The organism is Leptotrichia sp. oral taxon 417, from assembly GCF_013394865.1.
Lineage (GTDB): Bacteria > Fusobacteriota > Fusobacteriia > Fusobacteriales > Leptotrichiaceae > Leptotrichia > Leptotrichia wadei_A.
The window spans coordinates 21,252-44,433 of record NZ_JABXYV010000001.1 but is presented as its reverse complement, the minus strand read 5'-3'; the positions used below and the strand labels follow the sequence as shown (position 1 = coordinate 44,433).

Annotated in this window: 19 protein-coding genes; all 19 read left to right on the top strand. The window is 30.7% G+C overall.

All coding sequences use genetic code 11. The features are described from left to right. Positions 1-16 precede the first annotated feature (16 nt). The 19 genes from HW276_RS00170 to HW276_RS00080 all read left to right on the top strand — a co-directional run bounded on the left by HW276_RS00170 (position 17) and on the right by HW276_RS00080 (position 23,098). Positions 17-703 (top strand): YidC/Oxa1 family membrane protein insertase, encoded by a 687-nt coding sequence (locus tag HW276_RS00170; protein WP_178936941.1) that lies wholly within the window; start codon positions 17-19, stop codon positions 701-703. Beyond that, on the top strand, positions 672-1,487 hold the full coding sequence (locus HW276_RS00165) for a R3H domain-containing nucleic acid-binding protein (protein WP_178936939.1): 816 nt from the start codon (positions 672-674) through the stop codon (positions 1,485-1,487). The genes HW276_RS00170 and HW276_RS00165 overlap by 32 nt, the downstream gene beginning before the upstream one ends. Positions 1,488-1,516: 29 nt before the next feature. After that, complete coding sequence (gene mnmE, locus HW276_RS00160; protein WP_178936937.1) at positions 1,517-2,884, top strand: tRNA uridine-5-carboxymethylaminomethyl(34) synthesis GTPase MnmE; 1,368 nt, start codon at positions 1,517-1,519, stop codon at positions 2,882-2,884. Positions 2,885-3,067: 183 nt separating this feature from the next. Beyond that, positions 3,068-5,050 carry a DNA topoisomerase (ATP-hydrolyzing) subunit B gene (gene gyrB / locus HW276_RS00155; protein WP_147004526.1) on the top strand — a complete coding sequence of 661 codons (1,983 nt, stop codon included), beginning with the start codon at positions 3,068-3,070 and terminating at the stop codon, positions 5,048-5,050. A 42-nt stretch (positions 5,051-5,092) separates the two neighbouring features. Next, positions 5,093-7,654 carry a DNA gyrase subunit A gene (gene gyrA, locus HW276_RS00150; protein ID WP_178936936.1) on the top strand — a complete coding sequence of 854 codons (2,562 nt, stop codon included), beginning with the start codon at positions 5,093-5,095 and terminating at the stop codon, positions 7,652-7,654. 36 nt (positions 7,655-7,690) lie between these two features. After that, positions 7,691-8,452, top strand: coding sequence for a GntR family transcriptional regulator (locus HW276_RS00145; RefSeq protein WP_147004525.1), 762 nt, complete (start codon positions 7,691-7,693; stop codon positions 8,450-8,452). A gap of 668 nt (positions 8,453-9,120) precedes the next feature. Further along, complete coding sequence (locus HW276_RS00140) at positions 9,121-9,573, top strand: YfcE family phosphodiesterase (RefSeq protein ID WP_147004524.1); 453 nt, start codon at positions 9,121-9,123, stop codon at positions 9,571-9,573. Positions 9,574-9,767: 194 nt separating this feature from the next. Then, complete coding sequence (locus tag HW276_RS00135; protein ID WP_178936935.1) at positions 9,768-10,784, top strand: glycosyltransferase family 9 protein; 1,017 nt, start codon at positions 9,768-9,770, stop codon at positions 10,782-10,784. 109 nt (positions 10,785-10,893) lie between these two features. Then, positions 10,894-12,195: an O-antigen ligase gene (locus HW276_RS00130; protein WP_178936934.1), complete on the top strand. Its 1,302-nt coding sequence runs from the start codon at positions 10,894-10,896 to the stop codon at positions 12,193-12,195. Between the two features lie 100 nt (positions 12,196-12,295). Next, positions 12,296-13,300 (top strand): capsular polysaccharide synthesis protein, encoded by a 1,005-nt coding sequence (locus HW276_RS00125; protein WP_178936933.1) that lies wholly within the window; start codon positions 12,296-12,298, stop codon positions 13,298-13,300. A gap of 31 nt (positions 13,301-13,331) precedes the next feature. Further along, positions 13,332-14,471, top strand: a complete 1,140-nt coding sequence (locus HW276_RS00120) for a glycosyltransferase (protein WP_178936932.1) — start codon at positions 13,332-13,334, stop codon at positions 14,469-14,471. A 47-nt stretch (positions 14,472-14,518) separates the two neighbouring features. After that, entirely contained in the window at positions 14,519-15,616 is a 1,098-nt protein-coding gene (locus HW276_RS00115) for a glycosyltransferase family 9 protein (RefSeq protein ID WP_178936931.1), read from the top strand. A 63-nt stretch (positions 15,617-15,679) separates the two neighbouring features. Beyond that, a complete protein-coding gene (locus HW276_RS00110; RefSeq protein WP_178936930.1) occupies positions 15,680-16,762 on the top strand; it encodes a glycosyltransferase family 9 protein in 1,083 nt (360 codons plus the stop codon). 149 nt (positions 16,763-16,911) lie between these two features. Beyond that, positions 16,912-18,501: a glycosyltransferase gene (locus HW276_RS00105; protein ID WP_255460248.1), complete on the top strand. Its 1,590-nt coding sequence runs from the start codon at positions 16,912-16,914 to the stop codon at positions 18,499-18,501. Further along, a complete protein-coding gene (locus HW276_RS00100; RefSeq protein ID WP_147004516.1) occupies positions 18,473-19,207 on the top strand; it encodes a glycosyltransferase in 735 nt (244 codons plus the stop codon). The genes HW276_RS00105 and HW276_RS00100 overlap by 29 nt, the downstream gene beginning before the upstream one ends. 17 nt (positions 19,208-19,224) lie before the next feature. After that, positions 19,225-20,283 carry a polysaccharide deacetylase family protein gene (locus tag HW276_RS00095; RefSeq protein WP_178936929.1) on the top strand — a complete coding sequence of 353 codons (1,059 nt, stop codon included), beginning with the start codon at positions 19,225-19,227 and terminating at the stop codon, positions 20,281-20,283. Beyond that, positions 20,268-20,654 (top strand): glycosyltransferase family 52, encoded by a 387-nt coding sequence (locus HW276_RS00090; RefSeq protein ID WP_178938487.1) that lies wholly within the window; start codon positions 20,268-20,270, stop codon positions 20,652-20,654. Before HW276_RS00095 ends, HW276_RS00090 begins: the two co-directional genes overlap by 16 nt. An 18-nt stretch (positions 20,655-20,672) precedes the next feature. Beyond that, positions 20,673-22,445, top strand: coding sequence for an ABC transporter ATP-binding protein (locus tag HW276_RS00085; RefSeq protein ID WP_255460246.1), 1,773 nt, complete (start codon positions 20,673-20,675; stop codon positions 22,443-22,445). Positions 22,446-22,471: 26 nt separating this feature from the next. Further along, positions 22,472-23,098: a hypothetical protein gene (locus HW276_RS00080; protein ID WP_178936927.1), complete on the top strand. Its 627-nt coding sequence runs from the start codon at positions 22,472-22,474 to the stop codon at positions 23,096-23,098. Positions 23,099-23,182: the final 84 nt, after the last annotated feature.

Below are 23,182 nucleotides of genomic sequence, written 5' to 3'. Positions count from 1 at the left end.
ATGGAGGAAATTATACATGTTTAAAATACAAGCACTAGTCGATTTTGTCGTACATATTTTGAATGCGATATACGGTGTTGTAGGAAATTATGGGATAGCAATAATAATTGTTACAGTTTTAATGAGAATAATTATATTCCCTTTGACATTGAAACAGGAAAAGTCAATGAAAAAAATGAGGGAATTACAGCCTGAACTTGAGAAAATAAAAGAAAAATATAAAGACAATCCACAAGAATATCAGCAAAAAACAGCTGAACTTTATAGGGAAAGCGGAGTAAATCCACTAGGAGGATGTCTGCCATTATTAATTCAAATGCCTGTATTTGTGGCATTATACTGGGCTTTTAGCGGAAATGCCATTCCAGCAGATGCAAAATTTTTATGGTTTACATTAAAACAGCCTGATAGACTGTTTATGATAGGAAACTTTGCATTTAATCTGTTGCCAATTTTAAATGTTGGTGTTACTTATATTCAACAGAAAATAATGACAAGTGCAACAAGTGGACAGGAATCTAGCCAGCAAATGCAGACAATGCTGTATATGATGCCTCTTATGATGTTATTTATATTTTATAAAATGCCATCAGGAGTAACGTTATATTATTTAGTTTCAGGGGCTTTATCATTAGTTCAGCAGTATTTCATTTTGAAAGGAAGAAGTGATGATGGAAAAGATAATATTAAAAGCTCAAAATGAGGAAGAACTTAAAAATATGATAAGCCGTTCCTTGACATTGAAGGAAGATGAAACTTATCAGGTAAAAGTTTTAAAGTATCCTAAAAAAATATTATTTGTAAATATAAAAGGCGAATATGAAATTGAAATTGTTAAAAAGTCTGAGTTAAAGGCTAATAGTGAAATAAAAACACAAGAATCAAAAGTGCAAAGCGAAAATAAAATTGTAAAAAAAGAAACAAGAAATTATGATTTACAAAAGGAAAATAATCGAAATAGCAATACCAAGAAGAACTATAAAAATGAAAATTTTGAAAATGATGGAAAAACTAGTCAAGAAAGCTACTCTGATACGAATATAGATAAGATTAGAGGTTTTTTTAAGGAATTTATTGTGAGTGTAAGGCTGGATGTGAAAATTGTGAATGTTAAGAAGGAAAATAATGGAAAATATTTAGTTGTTCTTGATGGAAAGGATATGAGATTTTTAATTGGAGAAAAGGGGAGTGCCTTGAACAGTTTGGAATATCTGATAAGCACAACTAAAAAATTTAAGCATTTAAAAATTTCTGTTGATTCTAACAACTATAAGGAAAAACGTGAACATTCATTAAGGGATTTGGCTAGAAAGAAAGGGAAAGCTGTTTTATCGACTGGGAATGCGATAAAATTAAATCCTATGGCCTCACACGAACGTAGAATCATTCATGAAGAAATTTCATTTATGAAGGGATTGAAAACTGAAAGTGTAGGAGAAGATCCAAAAAGATATTTGATTATTAAAAAACTGGATGAAAAAAATTAGAAAAATGATTTTAGAAATAGAGGTTTAAGATGTTATTTGATACAATTGCGGCTATTTCCACTCCAAAAGGTGAAGGTGGAATTGCCATAATAAGAATATCTGGAGATAAATCATTTGAAATACTGGACAAAATATTTGTTAAAAAGAACCCAAATGCTAATTTGGGTTTTTATAAATTAAATTACGGATTTATCAAGGATGGTGAAAAAACAGTAGATGAAGTGATGGCTGTTAGGCTAAAAGCTCCAAAAAGCTACACTTGTGAAGATATTGTGGAAATAAATTGCCATGGTGGAACACTTGTTTCAGAAAAGGTGCTTGAGCTTGTGTTGAGAAATGGGGCAAGACATGCTGAAAGCGGTGAATTTACAAAAAGGGCATTTATGAATGGGCGAATAGATTTATCGCAGGCTGAGGCGGTTATGGATATAATTCAAGGAAAGACGGAAAAAAGCGTGTCTTTATCGCTGGATCAGTTAAGAGGGGATTTACGAGATAAAGTGAACCAGTTTAAAAAGGCGCTGCTTGATATTACGGCTCATGTAAATGTTGTGCTGGATTATCCTGAGGAAGGGATTGATGATCCATTGCCGGCTGAATTGAGAAATAATTTGGAAAAAGTCTATGAAGAGGCAAATCGTCTGATTGATTCTTATGATACGGGGAAAAAAATAAAAGAGGGAATAAAAACGGTTATTGTGGGAAAACCTAATGTGGGAAAATCTACATTGCTGAATGCTCTGCTTCACGAGGAAAGAGCGATTGTAACACATGTTGCAGGGACAACACGGGATGTTATTGAGGAAATAATTAATATAAAGGGAGTTCCGTTAGTTCTGGTGGATACGGCTGGAATCAGAAAAACTGATGACATTGTGGAAAATATTGGTGTGGAAAAGTCTAAGCAGTTTATTGGGAAGGCTGATTTGGTGCTGCTTGTGCTGGATGCTTCAAAGGAGCTTGAAAACGAAGATATAGAAGTTATAAATCAGATTAAAGAAAATAAAAAGAAAGTTATAGTATTATTGAATAAGATTGATTTAAATAAAAAAATTAATCTTGAAGGACATAATCTGGAAAATATTGTTGAAATATCAGCAAAGGACAATATTGGAATTGAAGATATGCAGGAAAAAATTTATTCGTATATTGTGGAAGAAGATGTGGAAAACTCATCAGAAAAATTGATAATTACAAATATTCGTCATAAAACGGCACTTGAAAAGACAAAGGATGCGATAAAAAATATTTTTGAAACGATAGATATGGGGCTTCCTATGGATTTGATTTCTGTGGATTTAAAGGAAGCATTGGATTCACTTTCGGAAATTACTGGGGAAATATCATCTGAGGATATTTTAGATCACGTATTTGGGAATTTTTGTGTTGGGAAATAAGGCGATTTCTTGTTTGAATAATAATTTTGTGGATTTTGAATCATGGCATTATTTGGCAAGAAGTTTAAAATTGCTTTGTTATTGCAACGGATAAATACTATTTTTGCTTTTCATAAGAAAAGTTTAGAGCAATTTGAAATAAAAGAAGATATAAAGTTTGGTATAAAATGGAGGGAGTAAATAATGGCTAATAATTATGGAGCAGAAGCTATTACGGTTCTGGAAGGGCTGGAAGCGGTTAGAAAGCGTCCTGGAATGTATATTGGGTCGACTTCGTCACGTGGGCTTCATCATCTTGTGTGGGAAATTGTGGATAACAGTGTGGATGAGGCGCTTGCTGGAGTTTGTGATAAGATTACTGTGAAAATATTGGAAGGGAATATAATCGAAGTAACTGATAATGGACGTGGAATTCCTGTGGGAATGCATAAAACAGGAAAATCAACATTGGAAGTTGTGCTTACAGTATTGCATGCTGGTGGAAAATTTGACAACGACAACTACAAAGTGTCAGGTGGACTTCATGGAGTTGGAGTATCTGTTGTAAATGCCTTGTCAGAGTGGCTTGAGGCGACTGTCACGCGTGATGGAAAAGTTTTTCGACAAACATATAGACGGGGTGTGCCAGCAACGCCTGTGGAGGAAATAGGCACAGCTGATGAGAATGAACATGGAACCGTAATTAGATTTAAGGCTGATGATGAAATTTTTGAAACAACAGTTTATGATTATTCTGTGCTGGAATCACGTTTGAAGGAATTGGCATATTTGAATAAGGACTTAAAAATTGAGCTGGCTGATGAAAGAAATGCTGATGATATAAAAACTGAAGAATTTTTGTTTGAAGGTGGAATAAAGGACTTTTTAAATGAAATTATTGATGATGAAAAAATTATTGATGATGTGATTTATATGGCTGATAAAATGCAGATTGAGGAAGCTAAAGAAGTAGAAACTGTGGATGAAAACGGAAATACTGTGAAAAAACACCGAAGCGCAAAATTTGTGGAAGTGGAAATCGCTATGAATTATACAACTTCTCAAAGGGAAAATGTCTATTCATTTGTAAATAATATAAATACACATGAAGGCGGAACTCATGTCAGCGGTTTTAGAACAGCGCTTACAAGAACTATTAATGATGTTGCAAAGCAGATGAACTTGATTAAAGATAAAAACGGAACATTTCAAGGGACAGATGTAAGGGAAGGGCTAGTCTGCGTAATAAGCGTAAAAATACCTGAACCGCAATTTGAAGGGCAAACAAAGACAAAACTTGGAAACAGTGAAGTAACAGGAATTGTATCAAATATTGTTGGAGGAAATTTAAAATTTTATTTGGAGGATCATCCAAAGGCAGCTGAAAAAATCATTGAAAAAATGGTAATGTCTAAAAGAGCAAGAGAAGCTGCGAAAAAGGCAAGAGAACTTGTATTAAGAAAGAATACGCTGGAAGTTGGATCGCTGCCTGGAAAACTGGCAGACTGCTCCTCAAAAGATCCAGCTGAGTCAGAAATTTTCATAGTCGAAGGAAATTCTGCGGGAGGTTCTGCAAAACAGGGAAGAGACAGAAGGTTTCAGGCAATATTGCCGCTTCGTGGGAAAATATTAAATGTGGAAAAATCAGGAGTGCACAAGGCTCTGGAAAATGCAGAAATTCGTGCGATGATTACAGCCTTTGGAGCTGGATTTGGTGATGATATGGATATAAAGAAATTAAGATACCATAAAATCGTAATTATGACAGATGCCGATGTTGATGGGGCTCACATCCGAACATTAATGCTGACATTCTTTTACAGACATTTAAGGGAATTAATTAACGAAGGCTACATTTATATTGCACAGCCGCCTTTATACAAAATTCAGGCTGGAAAGGCGATTAGATATGCCTATTCAGATGACCAGCTAAAGCAAGTGACAAAAGTTTTGGAAAAAGATGGAAGAAAATACACAATTCAACGTTACAAAGGGCTAGGAGAAATGAATCCAGAACAGCTTTGGGAAACTACCCTTGATCCAGAAGTGAGAACATTGTTAAAAGTTTCGATGGAAGATGCATCTTATGCGGATAAGATGTTTAATATTCTGATGGGGGATAAGGTTGAACCTAGAAGGAAATTTATCGAAGATAATGCAAATTATGTAAGGAATTTGGATATTTAACAAATGGAAGTATAGAATTAGAGAAGAAAAGAGGTGCAGATGATGTCGGACGATTTTAGAGATGACGAGGAAAGAGAAGATGAAATAACGGAAATGGATGAGAATGATGATAGGGAAATCATTGTGGAAGGATTACCTAAGGCTACGGATTTATCAAATGAATCTAATGTTTATATTGAGGATGAGATAAAGGCGGCTTATTTGGATTATTCAATGAGTGTAATTGTTAGCCGTGCGTTGCCTGATGTACGTGATGGATTAAAGCCTGTACATAGAAGAATTTTATTTTCCATGAGTGAAATGGGAATGAGCCATAAGACTCCATTTAAGAAATCGGCAAGAATTGTTGGGGATGTACTTGGGAAATACCATCCGCATGGGGATTCTTCGGTTTATGGTGCGATGGTTAGAATGGCTCAGGATTTTAATATGAGATATGAACTTATTGATGGACATGGAAACTTTGGTTCAATTGATGGGGATGAAGCGGCGGCAATGCGGTATACGGAGGCTAGAATGGCTAAAATTACTGAAGAGCTGCTTGCGGATATTGGAAAGGATACAATTGACTATAGAAAGAACTTTGATGAAAGTCTGGATGAGCCAGTTGTATTGCCTGCTAAATTGCCTAATTTGTTACTAAATGGAGCAAATGGGATTGCAGTGGGAATGGCTACAAATATTCCGCCACATAATTTAGGGGAAGTAGTTGACGGAATTGTTGCATTAATTGACAATCCTGAAATTTCAATTGATGAACTGATTGGTTATATAAAAGGGCCAGATTTTCCAACTGGTGGTATAATTAACGGGAAACAGGGAATTTATGATGCGTATAAAACTGGACGTGGAAAATTAAGAGTTGCAGGACGTGTGGAAATTGAAACTTCAAAAACTGGGAAAGAATCAATTGTTGTGACAGAATTGCCGTATCAAGTGAATAAATCTAGGCTTATTGAAAAAATTGCAGATTTAGTAAAACAGAAGAAATTAACAGGAATATCTGATTTGCGGGATGAAACTGACAGGGATGGTATTAGAATTGTAATTGAGCTGAAAAAAGGTGAGGAAAGTGAATTAATCTTAAACAGCCTTTATAAATTTACCGATTTGCAAAATACATTTGGTGTAATTATGCTTGCGCTTGTGGATAATGCACCGAGAGTATTGAATTTAAAGCAGGTTTTGCAAAAATATTTAGAGCATAGATTTGAAGTAATTACGAGAAGAACTGAATTTGAGCTGAAAAAAGCTAGAAATAGGGCTCATATTTTGGAAGGATTTAAAATTGCTCTTGATAATATTGAGGAAGTAATTAGAATTATACGTGCTTCTAAAGATGCAAATGTTGCACGGGCTGAATTAATTGATAAATTTGAATTTTCAGAAATTCAGGCAAAGGCTATTTTGGATATGAGATTGCAAAGACTTACTGGGCTTGAAAGAGATAAGATTAATCAGGAATATAATGAACTTATGAAATTAATTGAAAAATTAATGGGAATTTTGTCTGACGATTCAAAAATATATGGTATAATTAAAGAGGAAGCACTTAAGTTAAAGGAAGATTTTGGGGATGAACGTAGAACTGAAATTAGAAATGCAAGAGCTGAAATTAGCATTGAAGATTTGATTAAGGATGAGGAAGTTGTTGTAACGCTTACAGAAAAAGGTTATGTAAAACGTGTGGCAATTGATACTTACCGTTCTCAAAAGCGTGGCGGAATTGGAGTAAATGCTACAAATACAGTGGAAGATGATGTTGTAAAGGATATGTATATTGCCAAGGCTCTTGATACATTGCTTATTTTTACAACGAAAGGAAAGGTATTCAGCATAAAAGTTTATGAAATTCCTGAAACTGGAAAACAGGCTCGTGGAAAACTTATTGGAAATATTATAAATTTAGACAATGATGAGAAAGTTAGCACTATAATAAAAGTTCGTGAATTTGAAAAGAATAGAAATTTATTCTTTGTAACACGAAATGGAGTTGTTAAAAAATCTGAACTGACATTGTTTAGTAATATTATGAAGGCTGGAAAACGGGCAATCAGATTAAATGATGATGATGAAGTTATGTTTATTGGACTTACAAGCGGAAGCGGAGAAGATGAAATCTTTGCGGCAACTAGAAATGGTATTGCCATCAAATTCTCTGAAAAAGATGTAAGAAGCATGGGAACATCAGCAGTTGGAGTAAGGGGAATTACATTACGTGATAAGGATAAAGTTATTGGAGCTGCAATTATTAATTCTGAAATGGATGACGATAAAATGAGATTCCTTACAATAACTGAAGAAGGTTATGGAAAACGAACAAAACTTTCTGAATACAGACTTCAGTCAAGAGGCGGAAAAGGGCTCATCAATGCAAAACTGAATGATAAAACAGGAAAAATTGTAGATGTAAAAATCGTAAGGGAAAATGATGAAATTATGCTTATTACTTCAGAAGGTACGTTAATTAGAACAAGCATTAATGATATTACTGTGCAAAGTCGTTCGGCAACAGGTGTCAGAATAATGAAAGTTAGAAATAATGAAAAAATTGCCTCTGTTGTAAAAATTACAGAAGCTCCTGACTTTAGTGAAGAAAAATAGGTTAAATAAAATTATCATAATAAGGAAGTGGTTAAAATGTTACAAAAAAAAGCATTATTTTTAGTTACAGCAGAAAATGAAATACAGCCATTGGTTAATTTTGCGGGAATTTTTAAGAAAAAATATGATGTTGAAATTGATGTTATTTACATCAAGGATGTCTTAAAATACGAAGTTTTTCCTGTGAGCATTGAAGGTATGGGGCTAAATATCGGAGCAAATTATGCCTTTAAGGAATATAGGGAACTGGAAGAAAAAACTGTAAAAAAAATAAAGGAAAAAATGACAGCTGATATTTCAAATTTTTACACAAAGGATGGAGAAACTTCTGAAATTATCCTGGAAGAATTGAAAAAATATGATTTGCTTGTGCTTGTAAAAAATGAAAAAGTAACTCCTGTATTAAAGGAAATTTTAAGAAGCATATTCAAGCCATTAATTATTTTACCAAATGTGGAAAATTTCAGACTGGATAATTTAGTATTGCTTGATGACGGGGCTTATAATGCAAATAAGACATTATTTACTTTTTTCCATATATTTGGTGAGCAAAAGGTAAATGTGCTGCGTGTAAATGTTGAAGAAGATGATGAAAACAGCCTAGCTCAAAGATTTGGAGAAAACTATAACCTCATTCACAAAAAAGGAGATACATTTAAGACAATTATGAATGAATCTCAAAATTATGATTTAGTTTTAATGGGAGATTTACGGTATACAGTAATGGTTGAAAGAATTACTGGTAAACTTGGAGTTAGAATACTTGAAAATCTTCAAAAACCGATTTTCATTGTTTAGAAAATTAATCACAAATAATAATGGATATTACTCAAACAGTTTGTAATAGCTGTTTGGGTATTCCTAAATTTTTAAAATATGCTCTTCCTCTTTTTTTTGATTTTTAACTGGAACAATTAAATAATATTAATTTATTTTTAATATAAAAGGAAAATATAATAAAAATAATATTAGTAATAAACTATTTTAGATTATAATAAATGCAACTTTATTAAAAAATCTATGATTGAACATATACAAAAAGCAGATAAAAATTAGTATAAAATTAAAAAATATAGCAAATTTATTTAGAAGATTATAAAATTAAATATCAAATTATATAAATATTTATTTTTGAGAAAAATAATTGTAACATTCAAAATAATTTCAAAGTAATTTTATTGTTAAGTAAGAAACAAAAAACAGGGCAGGAACTGTCCGAAGAGCTTGGTAAATATATTTGGCTAGTCATGTGCAGATACTTCCCAAGAAGTTCCCGCTTCTAAAAGGGGGAGTAGTTCACTCTAATAAGATGATAAAACTGTTTATAAGTTAGATTGAAATGGCAACTAATTTTTTGAAAATTTTTAGGTTGTCTAGTTTTGGCAGTTTGATTTTAAAGAGGTTTGAGTATATAATAAAAAAATTTTTCAGTAGGGAAAAATTAAAAGATGGAGAGAGGAGATTTAATGAAAGTATTAATTTGTTCGGATAGTCACAGAAGACTTGATTATTTTCAGCAGGTGATGGAGCTGGAAAATCCAGAAATCGTAATTTTTGCAGGAGATCACAGCACCGATGCAATTGATATGTCATTAGTTTATAGGGATGTACTTTTTGCTATTGTAAAGGGGAATACTGATATGGATGATTATGAGTCCAGAGATACGAGAATATTTGACTTGATGGGGAAAAAGGTATTTCTTACACATGGACACTTGTATAATGTGAAACGGACACTTGAAGAACTAGAGAAAAAGGCACATTTGGAAAAGGCTGAAATTTGTGTTTTTGGACATACACACAAAGAATACTTTGCAGAAAAAAATGGTATAATATTTGTAAATCCTGGAGCATTGCAAGATAAGAAATATATGTTATATTATGGTGGAAAAAAATTCGAGTCAAAAGTATTGAAATAATTTGAATTATTTTTTAGTTTTATTCCAAAATATTGGTAAGGACATAACTTAGTGAATTTAATCATAAGCTATGTCTTTTTTTTGTTATTTTTTAAAAGAAATTTAGCACAAGTTAATCTAAAATGTAAAAATAACTATTATAAAAAGACACTAAATGTGATATAATAACTCTGTATACAGATTAAGGAGAAAAAATGAAAATATTGGTAATACATACGGCATTTATTGGAGATATTGTCTTGTCTACGCCATTGATTCAAAGACTGAAGGAAATGTATCCGAAATCAGAGATTGATTATTTGACATTGCCGGCAAATAAGAGCGTTATAAGCAATAATCCCAATTTGAATGAAATAATTCTTTATGATAAAAAGGGAAAAGATAAGGGAATAAAGGGATTTTTGAGAGTATTAAAAATCTTGAAGCAAAAAAAATATGATTATGCAGTAATACCGCATAGATTTATAAAGTCGATATTGCTTGCAAAACTGGCAAAAATTCCGAATATTGCTGGATTTGATGTGGCGACAGGCTCATTTTTGCTAAATAAGAAAGTTCATTATGACATGAAAAAGCATGAAGTGGAAAGATTGCTTGATTTGGTGGAATACAAAGGGGGAAAAATTCCGATTAGAATTTATCCTGCAAAGGAGGATTTTGCAAAAATTGACAGAATTTTGGAAAATAATGGATATTTTGGAAATGAAGGGCAAAAGTTAATATTAATCGCTCCTGGAAGCCAAAGACCTGAAAAAATGTGGCCTATAGAAAAATATCGTTTAGTTATTGAAAAATTGAAGAAAAATAAAAATTATTTTATAGGAATAACTGGTTCAAAAGCTGAAAAGGAACTGCCCCTAAATTTTGAGAATGATAAAAATGTTATTGATTTTCGTGGAGAAATTAACCTTGTTGAATTTGGGGCCTTGATTTCAAGGGCTGATGTTGTTGTAGGGAATGACAGTTCTCCAATTCATATTGCCAGCGGATTTGAAAAACCCTTTGTAATTGGGATTTTTGGACCTGGAAAACGTTCATTGGGATTTTTCCCTTGGAAGGAAAAAAGTAATGTTATTGAGGATAATGAGTTTTATGAGAATAATATTGTAAAAATTCCAGTACATCAGCATGAGTATAGGAAGGATTATTATAAGGGGATACCTGAGATTAGCATAGAAAGAGTCTATGAAGAAATTATAAATCATATTTAAAAAACTATAAAAGCAGGGATAAATACCTTGCAAGGGAGCGGAAAAAAACAAAGGTCGTATTTTATGGAATTTTTAGGCTTTTGTAAATGATTATAAAAAAGGAGTAAATATGAATAACGAAAAAATAAATTTAATTATAAATAAGGTGGGGTTTATTTTTTGTCTGTTAACTGGAGTTTCTTTATTTTTATCTGAAAAGTTTGAGAATAATGTTGTAATTCCGTTATTGTTATTGACATTTGCAGTTTCAATGTTTTTTAAAAAGAATCGGAAGGATTTTTTTTCTAAAATAGATGTAAAATTTTCAGTATTATTAGTCGTGTTTGTAGCTATGTCGTTTATAATAGCGGCATTTGACGGCGGAATAGGATCACGGTTAGATAATTATAACTTAAGATATTTAATTTTTTTTCCGTTAGCATATTTTATAAATGACAATAAAAGAATTTTTAATTTTTTAAAGTCATTTTTATTTGGTGGAACAATAATCTTAATTTTAGCAATTATTAATTTTATAAAAAATTATAATGAATGGGCACATCCTGTAGGGTTTGAATATCCGAGAGTTACTGCTATTTTAACTGTTCAGGATTTTGCAAATATTATGTGTATAATACTTTTATATTTGATGTCTTTTTTATTATTTTACAAGAATGAAGATAATAAAAAAAATAAAATGATAAAGATTTATTTGGCTATAATGTCAATTCTAGTTTTATTCATAGTTATTGTAAATAGATCAAAAATGGTTTATATTTCTTTACTTCCTACAATTTTGTATATTATGTATAAAAAAAGAAAAAGATATGTATTAGCCGCTGTTCTAATGTGCTTTACAGGCTACTTTGCATTGCCAGTTTCAATCTCGAATAGAATACAATACATAGTTAAATATAAAAATGATCCATCGAGTAATTTAAGAGTAATTTTCTGGAAAACTGGAGCAGAAGCTTTTAAACAGAAACCGCTATATGGCTGGAGAGCTGAGGAAAGAAAAAAATTTAATTTGGATTATTATAAAAAAATAGGAGTTAGCGATTATGTATATAAATATTTTCTTACTGGAAATAAATTGCGGACTCAGCATTATGTAGCTTCACATAATTCATATCTGCAATATTTACTGGATTTTGGAATTTTAGGCTTTGTGTTTTTTATTTTGATAATTATAAATTTATTAATAAAATTATTTAAGATAAATTTTTATAAATATGATAGGAATACAAAAATAACTGCATTTGAAATAGGTACTAAAGTTTCTTTTATAGCCTGGATAATTCAAGGGATGACAGATGACAATTTGAATGATAAGCATTTAGTAATAACTTTAACTGTACTAATATTTTTTATTGACTATTTGTACAGAAATATAAAAAATCAGAAGACTTTAAATTTTGAAAATGAAAAATGATGTTCTACTATTTTTAGTTTAAATATTATGTTTGAATTTTCAATTGGTGAGATCGAATTAATCAAAGTAGTTTTACTATATAAATAACAGGAGCGTGAAAATGGAGAAATATAAATTTTCTAACAGCAAAATTTACAAACTTAACGAAAAATTAAATAAAAAGCCCTATAAATATGTGTATAAAGAATTATTGCCAAAAAAAATATATGACAAATTACAAAGTAATGTGTATCTTTTGAATCAAAAAACAATTGCAAAGGATTGGGATAATATTTTAAAGGATTACTTTGAAAATAAAGTTATGGGAAAAAAAGTTAAGCCAAAAAAGACATTGGCAGATAAGAACATAATATGGCAATTTTGGGGGCAAGGCTGGGATTATGAAAAATTACCTAGCGTTGTAAAAATTTGCTATAAATCTATGGAGAAATATGGCAGGGATTATACTGTAATTCGTCTGGATAATGAAAGTATGAAGGAATATCTTGATATTCCAGAATATATTTTGGAAAAATTAAATGATAAAAGAATGGGATATGCTCACTTTTCAGATATATTAAGGCTTGCATTGCTGAGTAATTATGGTGGTGTATGGATGGATGCGACAATACTTTTGACAGATTATTTGTCTGAAAAATATTTTGAAATGGATTATTTTTTATTTCAAAGGGATGAGAATTTGGAAAATAAAAAAGAATGGGAAGATTATGATTCAATTTATTTTTCTTGGAGTAAAAAATCGAAGGTAAGAATGCTAAGCAGTGTTATTTTCTCACATAAAAATAACAAAGTTATTAATACGTTATTAGATATGTTAATGATTTTTTGGGAAAACAACGATTCAGTTCCAAATTATTTTATTTTGCAGATACTTTATAACGAATTAATAGAAAATTATTATAAAAAGGAACAATGTCAAGTTATATCTGATACTTTTCCTCATGAAATGTTTAGAGTATGGTTTGATAAATATTCTGAAGATAAATTACAAGAAATAACAAAAAAATCAAGTATTCATAAATTGTCTTTTAAAATAGAAAATAGTAAAAGAAAGAAAGATGGAACTTTTTTTGAATATTTTGAAAAAATGTATGAAATAGAATAGACTTGGAAAAAATAAAAAAGGATGAAAAAATATGAAAGTACTGGTATTACATGGTCATTTGAGCATGGGAGGAGAAGAGAGAGTTTTACTTAATGTTTTAAAAAATTTGGTTGAACTGAATTATGATGTTGATTTGCTTATAACTTGGAATCATGGAAAAAATAATTTATTTGAAAATGAAATTCCAGAAAAGGTGAATTATGAATTTTTATTTAAAAATTATGATGGAAAAAGCAAAATTGTTAAGGAAATTTTTAGGCTACGGGCAAAAACAACTTATTTAAAAAAAGTGGAAAAGAGAATAAAAGAAAAAAACTATGATGTTGTTATTGATTATTCTTCAAATTTGTTGAAATATAAAGATTTTGACATAGCAATTCCTGTATTTGCCTGGATTCATTTTTCACTTACTTTTGGAGAACAGCTAAGTGCAGACAAAATAGAAAAATATAAAAAACAATATAAAAAATATGATAAAATACTGGCAATATGTGATACAATGAGAAATGAGTTTGTGGATATTTTAGGAATGGATAAAACTAAAGTGGAATTAGTCTACAATCCAATAAATCTTAAAGTAATTAGAGAAAAGGCAGAGAATGTAAATCCTGACTATGAAAAATATTTAAAAGAGAATTATTTTTTACAGGTGTCACGATTGACACAGCAAAAACAGCCTGAACATCTTGTTGACATTTATTATAAATTAAAGCAACGAGGAATAAAGGAGAAACTTTATTTTATTGGAAACGGGGAAAAAGTAGAATTGATTAAGCAGAAAATTAAGGAATATAATCTGGAAAATGATGTAATCTTGCTTGGACAAATTGAAAACCCATATCCATTTTTTAAAAATGCAAAATTATTTGTACATACTGCAAAATATGAAGGATTGCCGACTGTACTGCTGGAAAGCCTTGCTTTTGGAACGCCTGTTGTGGCCTATGACTGCCCTACGGGTCCAAAGGATATATTGGGGGGAAATAGTGAATATGGTGAACTTATTCCGTTAAATGATAAAGACATGTTTGTGGAAAAAGTTTACGAATTAATAAATAATAATGAAAAATATGAAAATTATAAGAAAATATCATTAATTCGAGCTGATGATTTTTCAATGGAAAGTAATAAAGCAAAACTAAAGGAATTAATAGAAAATACAAATTTTTAAAAGTAATATAAATAGCTATTTAGAATAATGTAAAGAAAGGGTACATGATGAGTATAGTTAATGGAATAAAATCTAAAATAATAATATGGCTATTTGGTGCTAAAAAAAGACATAAAAATATTAACTTAAAAAATGTGAAATCAATACTTATAAATCCTAAGGATTCCATCGGAGATACTCTAATGTCTTTTTGCTATGCAAGACAGTTAAAAAAAATGTATCGTAATGTTAAATTAGGATTAGTAGTGACAAGCAGAAATATGGAATTTGCCAAATTATGCAATGAGAATGAAAAAATAATAGATAATATTGTGAAGCGGAATGATGTACTTAAAAATCATAAAAAATGGGATGTATTACTTGATTTTTTAAGTAAGGAAAATACAAAGCGGATGATTTGGAAGAAAGTGTTAAGTCCAAAAATTACAATGATTTTCGGAGAAAGTGACGAGGGGCATTATTATAATAGAAAAAACGTGAAAAATTATGATTTTGACTGTACTCCACCTGTTGAAACCCATATTATAGATTATTTAATAGGTTCTGAATTTTCTAAATATTTTAAAATAGAAGGAGAAAAGCCGCATATTGAACTTTTAAAAAAAGATATTGATAAAATGGAAAAATTTTGGGAAGCTGATTCTGAAAAAACTCAAAAAGTAAAAATTTTACTTGTTCCACAAGGAAGCGACAGAGAAATGAAACCTGAAGAAGTGGCTGAATTATTAAATAATATCGAAGATGAGAAGATGAAAAATGTAAAAATTATTATGGGAAAAACTGCTGGAAGTGAAGAATATTATAGAAAGTTAATGAATAACATAAATAAAAATTTAGACATTTCTTTATCTAGGGAATTTAGCATCAGGGATTTTGTTTTATTTGCAGCTGCAGCTGATTTAGCAATTGGAGTTGATGGCGGCGCAATTCACGTTGTCTCTTCTTTGGATAAGCCTTTGCTGAGCTTTTATGCGAATGATAAATATAACTTATGCAGATGGTCACCTAAAACAACAGCTGACAGCTTGCAGGTAATTTCAAAAATGCAGGGGAATCATAACCAGACTTATGGTTTTTCGTTATCAGAGCCGATAAGATGGCTAAACGGCAAGATAGATGAAATAAAAGAAACAAAGGAGAATTAGAATTATACGTTATCCTTGAATTAACGTAGATAAAATAATATTTACATAAGGAATGAGAATTTAATGAGTAAAATAAACTGGAAATTTTATAGACCATATAGAGATAAATTAGTTGATAAAAAAAATGAAATATTAAGCAGGATATTTGATAAGAGAAAAAAAGATGCAGATTTAGATCCATCAAAAATAAACAGGATTTTATTTTTAAGGACAGATGGAAAAATAGGAGATTATATAATAAGTTCATTTATCTTTAGAGAAATAAAAAAATATTATCCTAATATAAAAATAGATGTTGTTTCTGACAAATCTTTAGAAGATTTACTGAAATTAAATAAGAATATAGATGAATACTATATATTTGACAGGAAAAAATTTTTTGAATGGAGAAAAATTGCACGAATACTGAAAAAAAATAATTATGATGTATTGCTTGATTCGACGGAAGGTTTGAAGTATAAGCAGGTTTATCTTATAAACAGGGTAAATGCCAAAGTTAATGTTGGATATAATAAAGACGGCTATAAAATATATAATAAGAATGTAAGACAGAATAACACTTTAAAAATGATTGAAATTTATAAGCGGATGATGAAGAAAGTGAATATTGAAATAAAGGATACAGCTTATGATGTTCCAGTTTCCAAAGATTCAGAAAGAAATGTAAAAAAATTTTTAGATGAAAACAATGTTAGCGAGAAAATAATTGCATTAAACTTTTTTGGAGCCTCTAGAGGAAGAAAAATAAATGAGGAAGTTGCCTTAGTTATAATAAGAAGGCTAAGTGAAATGTATAGGGATCATAGGATTATAATTCTGGATTCTCCAAATGACAGGGAAACGATTTATAATATACTTGAAAAGACAGATAATAAAAATATTTTATTTTTTGAAAAGTCCAGAACGGTACTTGACTCAATATCTATAATTAAAAATAGTGATTTGGTGGTATCGCTGGATACTGCCATCTTGCATATTGCCGAAGGGCTGAATAAAAAAATAATGGCTTTTTATGGACTGAAAATTAATAAGAATAAATGGCGGATAAAAGAAGAAGGCAATATATTAGTTGACTATACTGAAAAACGGATCAATGATGTAGATTTTGAAAAAGTATTTGATAAATTAAATTATAAAAATATGTAGAATTTTGTAGGTTTTTGTAAATATCTAATAAAATGTGCAGGCGATTGCAAAAGTAAATGAATTAAAAGCAGTATTTATAAGCCTTGTCAGAGAGTGGCGAAGACTAAGAAAGTCAAGCATAAAAATATTGTGTTCTTATACTTTTACAAATGACTATAAAATATGAAATGGGAGAAGGGCTTATGAAACTATCTGTAGGAATAATAACTTTTAATGAGGAGAACAGGATTGGAAAAACTTTGGATTCTGTGAGGGAAATTGCTGATGAGATAATAATCGTTGATAGTGAAAGTACAGACAGGACTGTGGAAATTGCACTTTCAAAGGGTGCAAAGGTTTTTGTGGAAAAATGGAAGGGATACGGTCCGCAAAAAAATTCTGTCCTGGAAAAATGTAAAGGCAAATGGATTTTATTAATAGATGCTGATGAAGTAATATCAACGCAGCTAAAGGAAAAGATAAAAACAATTATCAATAGTGAAAATCCATCAAGCGATGTTTATAAAATAAAATTGAGAAATATTGCATTTAAAAGGGAAATAAAATTTGGCGGATGGGATGATTATGTAATCAGGCTGTGGAAAAACGGAAAAGTAAAAATAAGCAGCCGTGAAGTTCATGAACAATATCAGACTGACAGTAAAATAAAAAAAATAAAGGAAATGATAATTCATTATACTTACGACAGCATTGAGGAATTTCTTGAAAAATTAAACAGGTATACTTCACAAAGTGCAAAAGAATATATAAAAAATGGGAAAAATCCGAACTTTATAAAAATATATTCAAAAATGATGTTCAGATTTTTTAGAATGTATATTTTGCAGCTTGGATTTATGGATGGATATGAAGGCTACCTGCTTGCCAAGTACAGTTCCATCTACACAATGACAAAATATACAAAATTACGTGAAGAATATTATAATAATTTGGGAAATGACACTTCTCTCGTTATTACTACCTACAATTGGCCGAAAGCTCTGGAAGTATGTCTGAATAGCGTGTTAGATCAGACTGTTGCTCCAAAGGAAATAATAGTTGCCGATGACGGCTCAAAGCAGGAAACAATAGATCTTGTAAAGAGATTTCAGGAAAGCTGTCCGCAAAGCAATATTATTCATTCTTGGCAGGAAGATAAGGGATTTCGGGCTGGAATGTCAAGAAACAGGGCGATAAGCAAGGCATCTGGAAATTATATAATAATAATAGATGGTGATTTAGTACTGAACAGGCATTTTGTTGAAGATCATATAAAAAATATGAAAAAAGGCTGCTTCATTCAAGGATCAAGAGTTATAACTTCGGCAGTTGCGGCAAAGAAGATAATGGAAGGCAAAAGAATAAATATTTTTAGCAAAGGTGTAAAGAATAATATAAATATGATAAGAAGTAAAATTCTTTCTAAAATATTTACAAAAGTAGATAGCAATTTACGTGGAATAAGGTCTTGCAATATGTCCTTTTTCAAGGAGGATCTAATTAAAGTGAACGGATTTGAGGAGGAAATAGAAGGTTGGGGAAGGGAAGATAGTGAACTTGCTGTAAGGCTATTTAATATTGGATGTAAAAAGAAAAAATTAAAATTTGAGGCATTGACTTGTCATCTGTATCATAATGAAAATGACAGAAGCAGGCTGAAGAAAAATGATGAATATTTGGTGGAGGCTATAAAAAGCAGAAAAACAATGGCTAAGAAGGGGCTTGATAGATATGAAGGAAGTAACGCTGGTAATAACTAGCTGCGGGAGATTTGATTTGCTGGAAGAAACGCTTGACAGCTTTTTTGAATGCAATACTTATCCGATTAAGAAAATAATAATAACAGAAGACAGTACAGAAGGGAAAAAACTGGAAAGGCTGATTTCAAAATATGATGGTAAAAATCAAGATTTTAGGCTGATAGTAAATGAAACACGGTTAGGGCAGCTAAAATCAATTGACAAGGCTTATCGTGAAATTGATACTGAATATATTTTCCATTGTGAAGATGACTGGAAATTTCTTAAAAGTGGATTTATTGAAAAGTCAATGGAAGTAATGGAGGAGGATGAAAAAATTTTAGTTGTTGGGCTTCGTTCAAAGGAAGATTTTAAGGAAGATTTTTTTTATGATAAAGATTATGTTTCAAAAAAAGGGGAGCATTACTACAATGTAAAGGGAGAAATATTTACTTACAATCCAGCCTTGAGAAGAAAAAAAGATATGGATTTGTTTGGGCTTCACGAGAAATTGGAAAATCAGCGATATGAGGAAGTTTTGTCGAATTTTTACAAGGAACGTGGATTTAAAGCGGTATTTTTTAAGGAGCCTTATGTGACCCATATTGGGAATAAAAGGCATGTGCATTTTAGCAACAGGAGAAAAAATACAGTTCTGAATTTTAAGATTGATAGGTTGATTAAAAAAATTAGAGCAAAAATTTTGAAGCTAAGAGGTAAGTTATAACTTGAAGGGAGGGAAAGATGATATATTTATTTTTAATAATAATTTTGCTGTTTTTGGCATTTATTGTATATAATAAAACTAGGAAAAATTTTGTTTTATGCCTTATGTATCACAGTGTTGACAGTGAAAAGGGAAAAGGCGGAATTTTTGTGGATGAATTTGAAGAGCATATAAAGTGGATAAAGGATAAAAAGACTTTTAAAATGGAGGAATTGAAGGGATTAGATTATAAGTTGCCGAAAAATTCAATACTTATAACTTTTGATGATGGATATAAAAATAATTATACTTTGGCTTTTCCAATTTTAAAAAAATATAATATGAAGGCTACAATATTTTTGAATACAAAGTTTATTGAAAAGGATGATGCTTATTTAAACTGGGCTGAAATTAGGGAAATGTATGAAAGCGGACTAGTTGATTTTCAGCTTCACACACATTCGCATCAGCTGACAATAAAGAATATTGATGTTCTGGATTTTTATGATGAGGAAAGTTCACCATATTTTAAAAGAGAAAGCTATAGCCTGTTTTTTGATGGAAATTATGATGAAAAAAGGGATGCTGGAAAATTAAATGGACTTCCTGTGTTTAAATTGCGAAGCAAGATTTCTATTCCTGGCTATAAGGCTAAAAAGGATTTTGTGGAAAAGTATAGAAATATTGTGGAACCTCAAGAGAATAATATGTCTGAAAAGGAAAAAAAGGAATTTTTGAATAAATTATTTAAAGAAAGAAAAGATGAGTTTTTTGATAAAATTAGTGAAGAACAATTTAAAGAAACTGTGAAATTTGAAATTTTGGAAAATAAAAAAATTATTAGTGAAAAATTGGGAAAAATTCCAGATTGTCTGGCTTATCCTTGGGGACATCGATATAAAGGCAATAGAGATGATATAAAAAAATTGGGAGTGGATATTTTTATAACAACTAGAAAGGGCGTAAATTCCTTAAAGCTTAATAAAGACTGGATTTATCGTGTGAGCGGAGATGATTTTGAGAATTTTGATGAATTTAAGAATGAATTGACTGATGGATCTACAGCAATTTATAGAAAAATATTCAAAAAGCATTAGGAGAGAACAAAAATGAAAGAAATAAAAAAGTTGTTTTTTTAAGTCAGCCGCTAGAGGAAGATGAATCTCTTACACATAAAGAAACAGTTGAGCTATATAAAAAAATATTTAAAAATTACAATGAAAGCGATATGTTGTTTAAATTGCATCCAAGGGGGATTTTTACATATAAAGATGAATTTCCGGAAATGGAAATATTTACAAGTAAAATACCTTTTCAGATATTTGAATATATGGGAGTATATTTTGATACGGTTGCAACAATTTATTCTACTGCTGTGTGGGATATTAAAAATGCTAGAAAAATAGATTTTTTTGGAACAAAGGTACACCCAAAACTGCTTGCCCAATTTGGAAACATAGAAAAATAAGAAATACAAAAAATAAAAATGAAAGGTAAATTTATGAAAATAGTAAAATTAGATTTTGGAGAAATTTTAAAACTGAAAAAATACATAAAAAAATATTATATATTAATTATCCTTAATATTTTGCTTGCAACAATGTCATCGCTTGTTTCCTCGGCTCCAATAGCATTAATAAAAAGGTTATTTGACAAAGGAATTTCAGGAAAAAGCGAAAAAGATATATTATATGCGGCAGGTGCAATGATAATGCTTGCAGCGATTGGTGCAATACTTATGTACTGGAATACAATTTTTTCAACAGTAATTTCATCTTCTATTTATAAAGATATCGTTACCGATATTTATAATAAAATACAGACTCTGGATATGGAATATTTTTCTGGGAAAAAAATAGGAGATATGATGACACGTACTATGACAGATCCCAGCAATATAAATTCAATTATATTAGAAGTTTTTAATATGATACCTGAAGTAATAAAATTAGTACTTTGCCTTGGGATAGCCTTTTATATAGATTTTGATTTAACTTTGGGTGTTATGATTGTTACTCCTATTCTTATCGTTACAGTAAGAAAATATGCCAAAAGACTAAAACGATCGGGAAAACAAAGGCAAGAAGCATTGGACAGCCTTAATTCCAAATTACAGGAAACATTATCTGGAATTAGAGTTATTAGGGCATTTGCGACAGAAAAGCATGAGATAAATGATTTTAAAAAGAAAAACATTAATTTAAAGAAAATTGCTGTGAAATCTGCCAGATATAATGCAAAAGCAAATTCAATAATGGAAGCTATGAATTATATAATTATAGCGTTACTGCTAATGTTTAGTGGCTACCGAGTTTTAAGGGCAAAAAATTTCACACCTGGAGATTTTATTACGATAGTAGGGGCAATTTCATCAATGTATACGCCTGCAAGACGTGCAATGACAAGATTTAATTCCATAAGTGCAAATATATCTTCTATTACAAGAGTTTCTGAAATTTTAGAAGAAGTGCCGGCTATTGTAAATAAGAAAGATTGTATAAAATTTGAAAACTTTGCAAGAGATATAACTTTTGAAAATGTAGATTTTAAATATAAGGACAGTACTGAAAAAATATTGAAAAATATTAATTTGGATGTTAAAAAGGGTGAAACAATTGCCTTTGTTGGAAATTCAGGTGGAGGGAAATCGACACTTGTAAACCTGATACCTAGGTTTTTTGATGTATCAGGCGGTTCATTAAAAATTGATGGAATTGATATTAGAGATTATGAAATAAAGAGTTTACGTAAAGCAATTGGAATTGTGCCGCAAGAAACATTTTTATTTTCTGGAACTATACTTAGCAATATAAAATATAGCCGTCAAAATGCTACTTTTGAGGAAATTGTGGAGGCAGCAAAACAGGCAAATGCACACGAATTTATTGAAAATCTTTCTGATGGTTATAATACAGAAATTGGAGAGCGTGGAGTGAAGCTGTCTGGTGGACAGAAGCAGAGGATTGCAATTGCACGTGCAATCTTAGAAAATCCTCAAATATTAATTTTAGATGAAGCGACTTCTGCCCTTGATAATGAGTCTGAAAAGCTAGTTCAAGATGCGCTTGAAAAACTTATGGATGGAAAAACTACATTTGTTATCGCCCATAGGTTGACAACAATCGAAAATAGTAATAAAATAGTAGTGATACAAAAGGGTGAAATAAAAGAAGTTGGAAATCATAATGAATTGTTAAATAAAAATGGAATTTACAAAGCATTATATAATAAAAATTTCGATTTTAATAGTAAAAGCTAATATTTATTAGAATAAGGAGACGAAAGATGAAACAGATTAAAGGAATTTTCCTGTTTTTAATGTCAGTTGTGCTAGTGGCATTTGGAAGTCAGGATTCAAAAAATTCAAAGGGCCTAGTAAAAAAACTAGAGGATGGAACAAAGGAAGTTGGAAAAAGTATAGTTGGCAAGAAAAATAAAGCTGTAAAAACAGACAATAAGAAAGAGGTGGCAAAAAAAGAAGAAAATAAAAAAGTTGAACAAAAACCGGCACAACCACAACCACAGCCAGTTCAACAACCTGCTCCAGCAGCGGCGACACAACCACAACCACAATCAACACAGCAGCAGCCACCACAACCACAGCAAAATGCAGTGCCTAATAATCCAAATTCAGCACAAAACAAGGCTGTTAATCCAGAATATGCACTTGATGCAAATAATAAGACTAGCGGCAAAAAAGGAAGTAAAAAATATAAAAAAAGTAACCAGTATAGCTTTTATAAGGAACCAAAACATAGCCGTTTGAAAAATAATTCATCATCATCGCATAAATCTTCACATGTTAAATCTCAAGATTCTTCTGCAAAACCAGCCAGTGGAGGAAATAGTGGCGGAAGCAGCAGTTCTGGAGGAACTTCAACAGGTGGCGGAGATTCAAGTTCTTCAGAATAAGGATAAAATTTATGAAATCTAATATTAAACTTGTTTGGAAATTTATTTAGTAAGATAAGTATTGTAAGGCAAGGGGATTCGACC

Bases quoted from the DNA above. Each gene is read 5' to 3' on its own strand.
- HW276_RS00140 (WP_147004524.1), top strand. From the start codon at position 9,121: ATGAAAGTATTAATTTGTTCGGATAGTCACAGAAGACTTGATTATTTT.
- gyrB (WP_147004526.1), top strand. From the start codon at position 3,068: ATGGCTAATAATTATGGAGCAGAAGCTATTACGGTTCTGGAAGGGCTG.
- HW276_RS00105 (WP_255460248.1), top strand. From the start codon at position 16,912: ATGACTATAAAATATGAAATGGGAGAAGGGCTTATGAAACTATCTGTA.
- HW276_RS00130 (WP_178936934.1), top strand. From the start codon at position 10,894: ATGAATAACGAAAAAATAAATTTAATTATAAATAAGGTGGGGTTTATT.
- HW276_RS00165 (WP_178936939.1), top strand. From the start codon at position 672: ATGGAAAAGATAATATTAAAAGCTCAAAATGAGGAAGAACTTAAAAAT.
- HW276_RS00110 (WP_178936930.1), top strand. From the start codon at position 15,680: ATGAGTAAAATAAACTGGAAATTTTATAGACCATATAGAGATAAATTA.
- HW276_RS00125 (WP_178936933.1), top strand. From the start codon at position 12,296: ATGGAGAAATATAAATTTTCTAACAGCAAAATTTACAAACTTAACGAA.
- HW276_RS00135 (WP_178936935.1), top strand. From the start codon at position 9,768: ATGAAAATATTGGTAATACATACGGCATTTATTGGAGATATTGTCTTG.
- gyrA (WP_178936936.1), top strand. From the start codon at position 5,093: ATGTCGGACGATTTTAGAGATGACGAGGAAAGAGAAGATGAAATAACG.
- mnmE (WP_178936937.1), top strand. From the start codon at position 1,517: ATGTTATTTGATACAATTGCGGCTATTTCCACTCCAAAAGGTGAAGGT.
- HW276_RS00085 (WP_255460246.1), top strand. From the start codon at position 20,673: ATGAAAGGTAAATTTATGAAAATAGTAAAATTAGATTTTGGAGAAATT.
- HW276_RS00080 (WP_178936927.1), top strand. From the start codon at position 22,472: ATGAAACAGATTAAAGGAATTTTCCTGTTTTTAATGTCAGTTGTGCTA.
- HW276_RS00145 (WP_147004525.1), top strand. From the start codon at position 7,691: ATGTTACAAAAAAAAGCATTATTTTTAGTTACAGCAGAAAATGAAATA.
- HW276_RS00100 (WP_147004516.1), top strand. From the start codon at position 18,473: ATGAAGGAAGTAACGCTGGTAATAACTAGCTGCGGGAGATTTGATTTG.
- HW276_RS00115 (WP_178936931.1), top strand. From the start codon at position 14,519: ATGAGTATAGTTAATGGAATAAAATCTAAAATAATAATATGGCTATTT.
- HW276_RS00170 (WP_178936941.1), top strand. From the start codon at position 17: ATGTTTAAAATACAAGCACTAGTCGATTTTGTCGTACATATTTTGAAT.
- HW276_RS00095 (WP_178936929.1), top strand. From the start codon at position 19,225: ATGATATATTTATTTTTAATAATAATTTTGCTGTTTTTGGCATTTATT.
- HW276_RS00120 (WP_178936932.1), top strand. From the start codon at position 13,332: ATGAAAGTACTGGTATTACATGGTCATTTGAGCATGGGAGGAGAAGAG.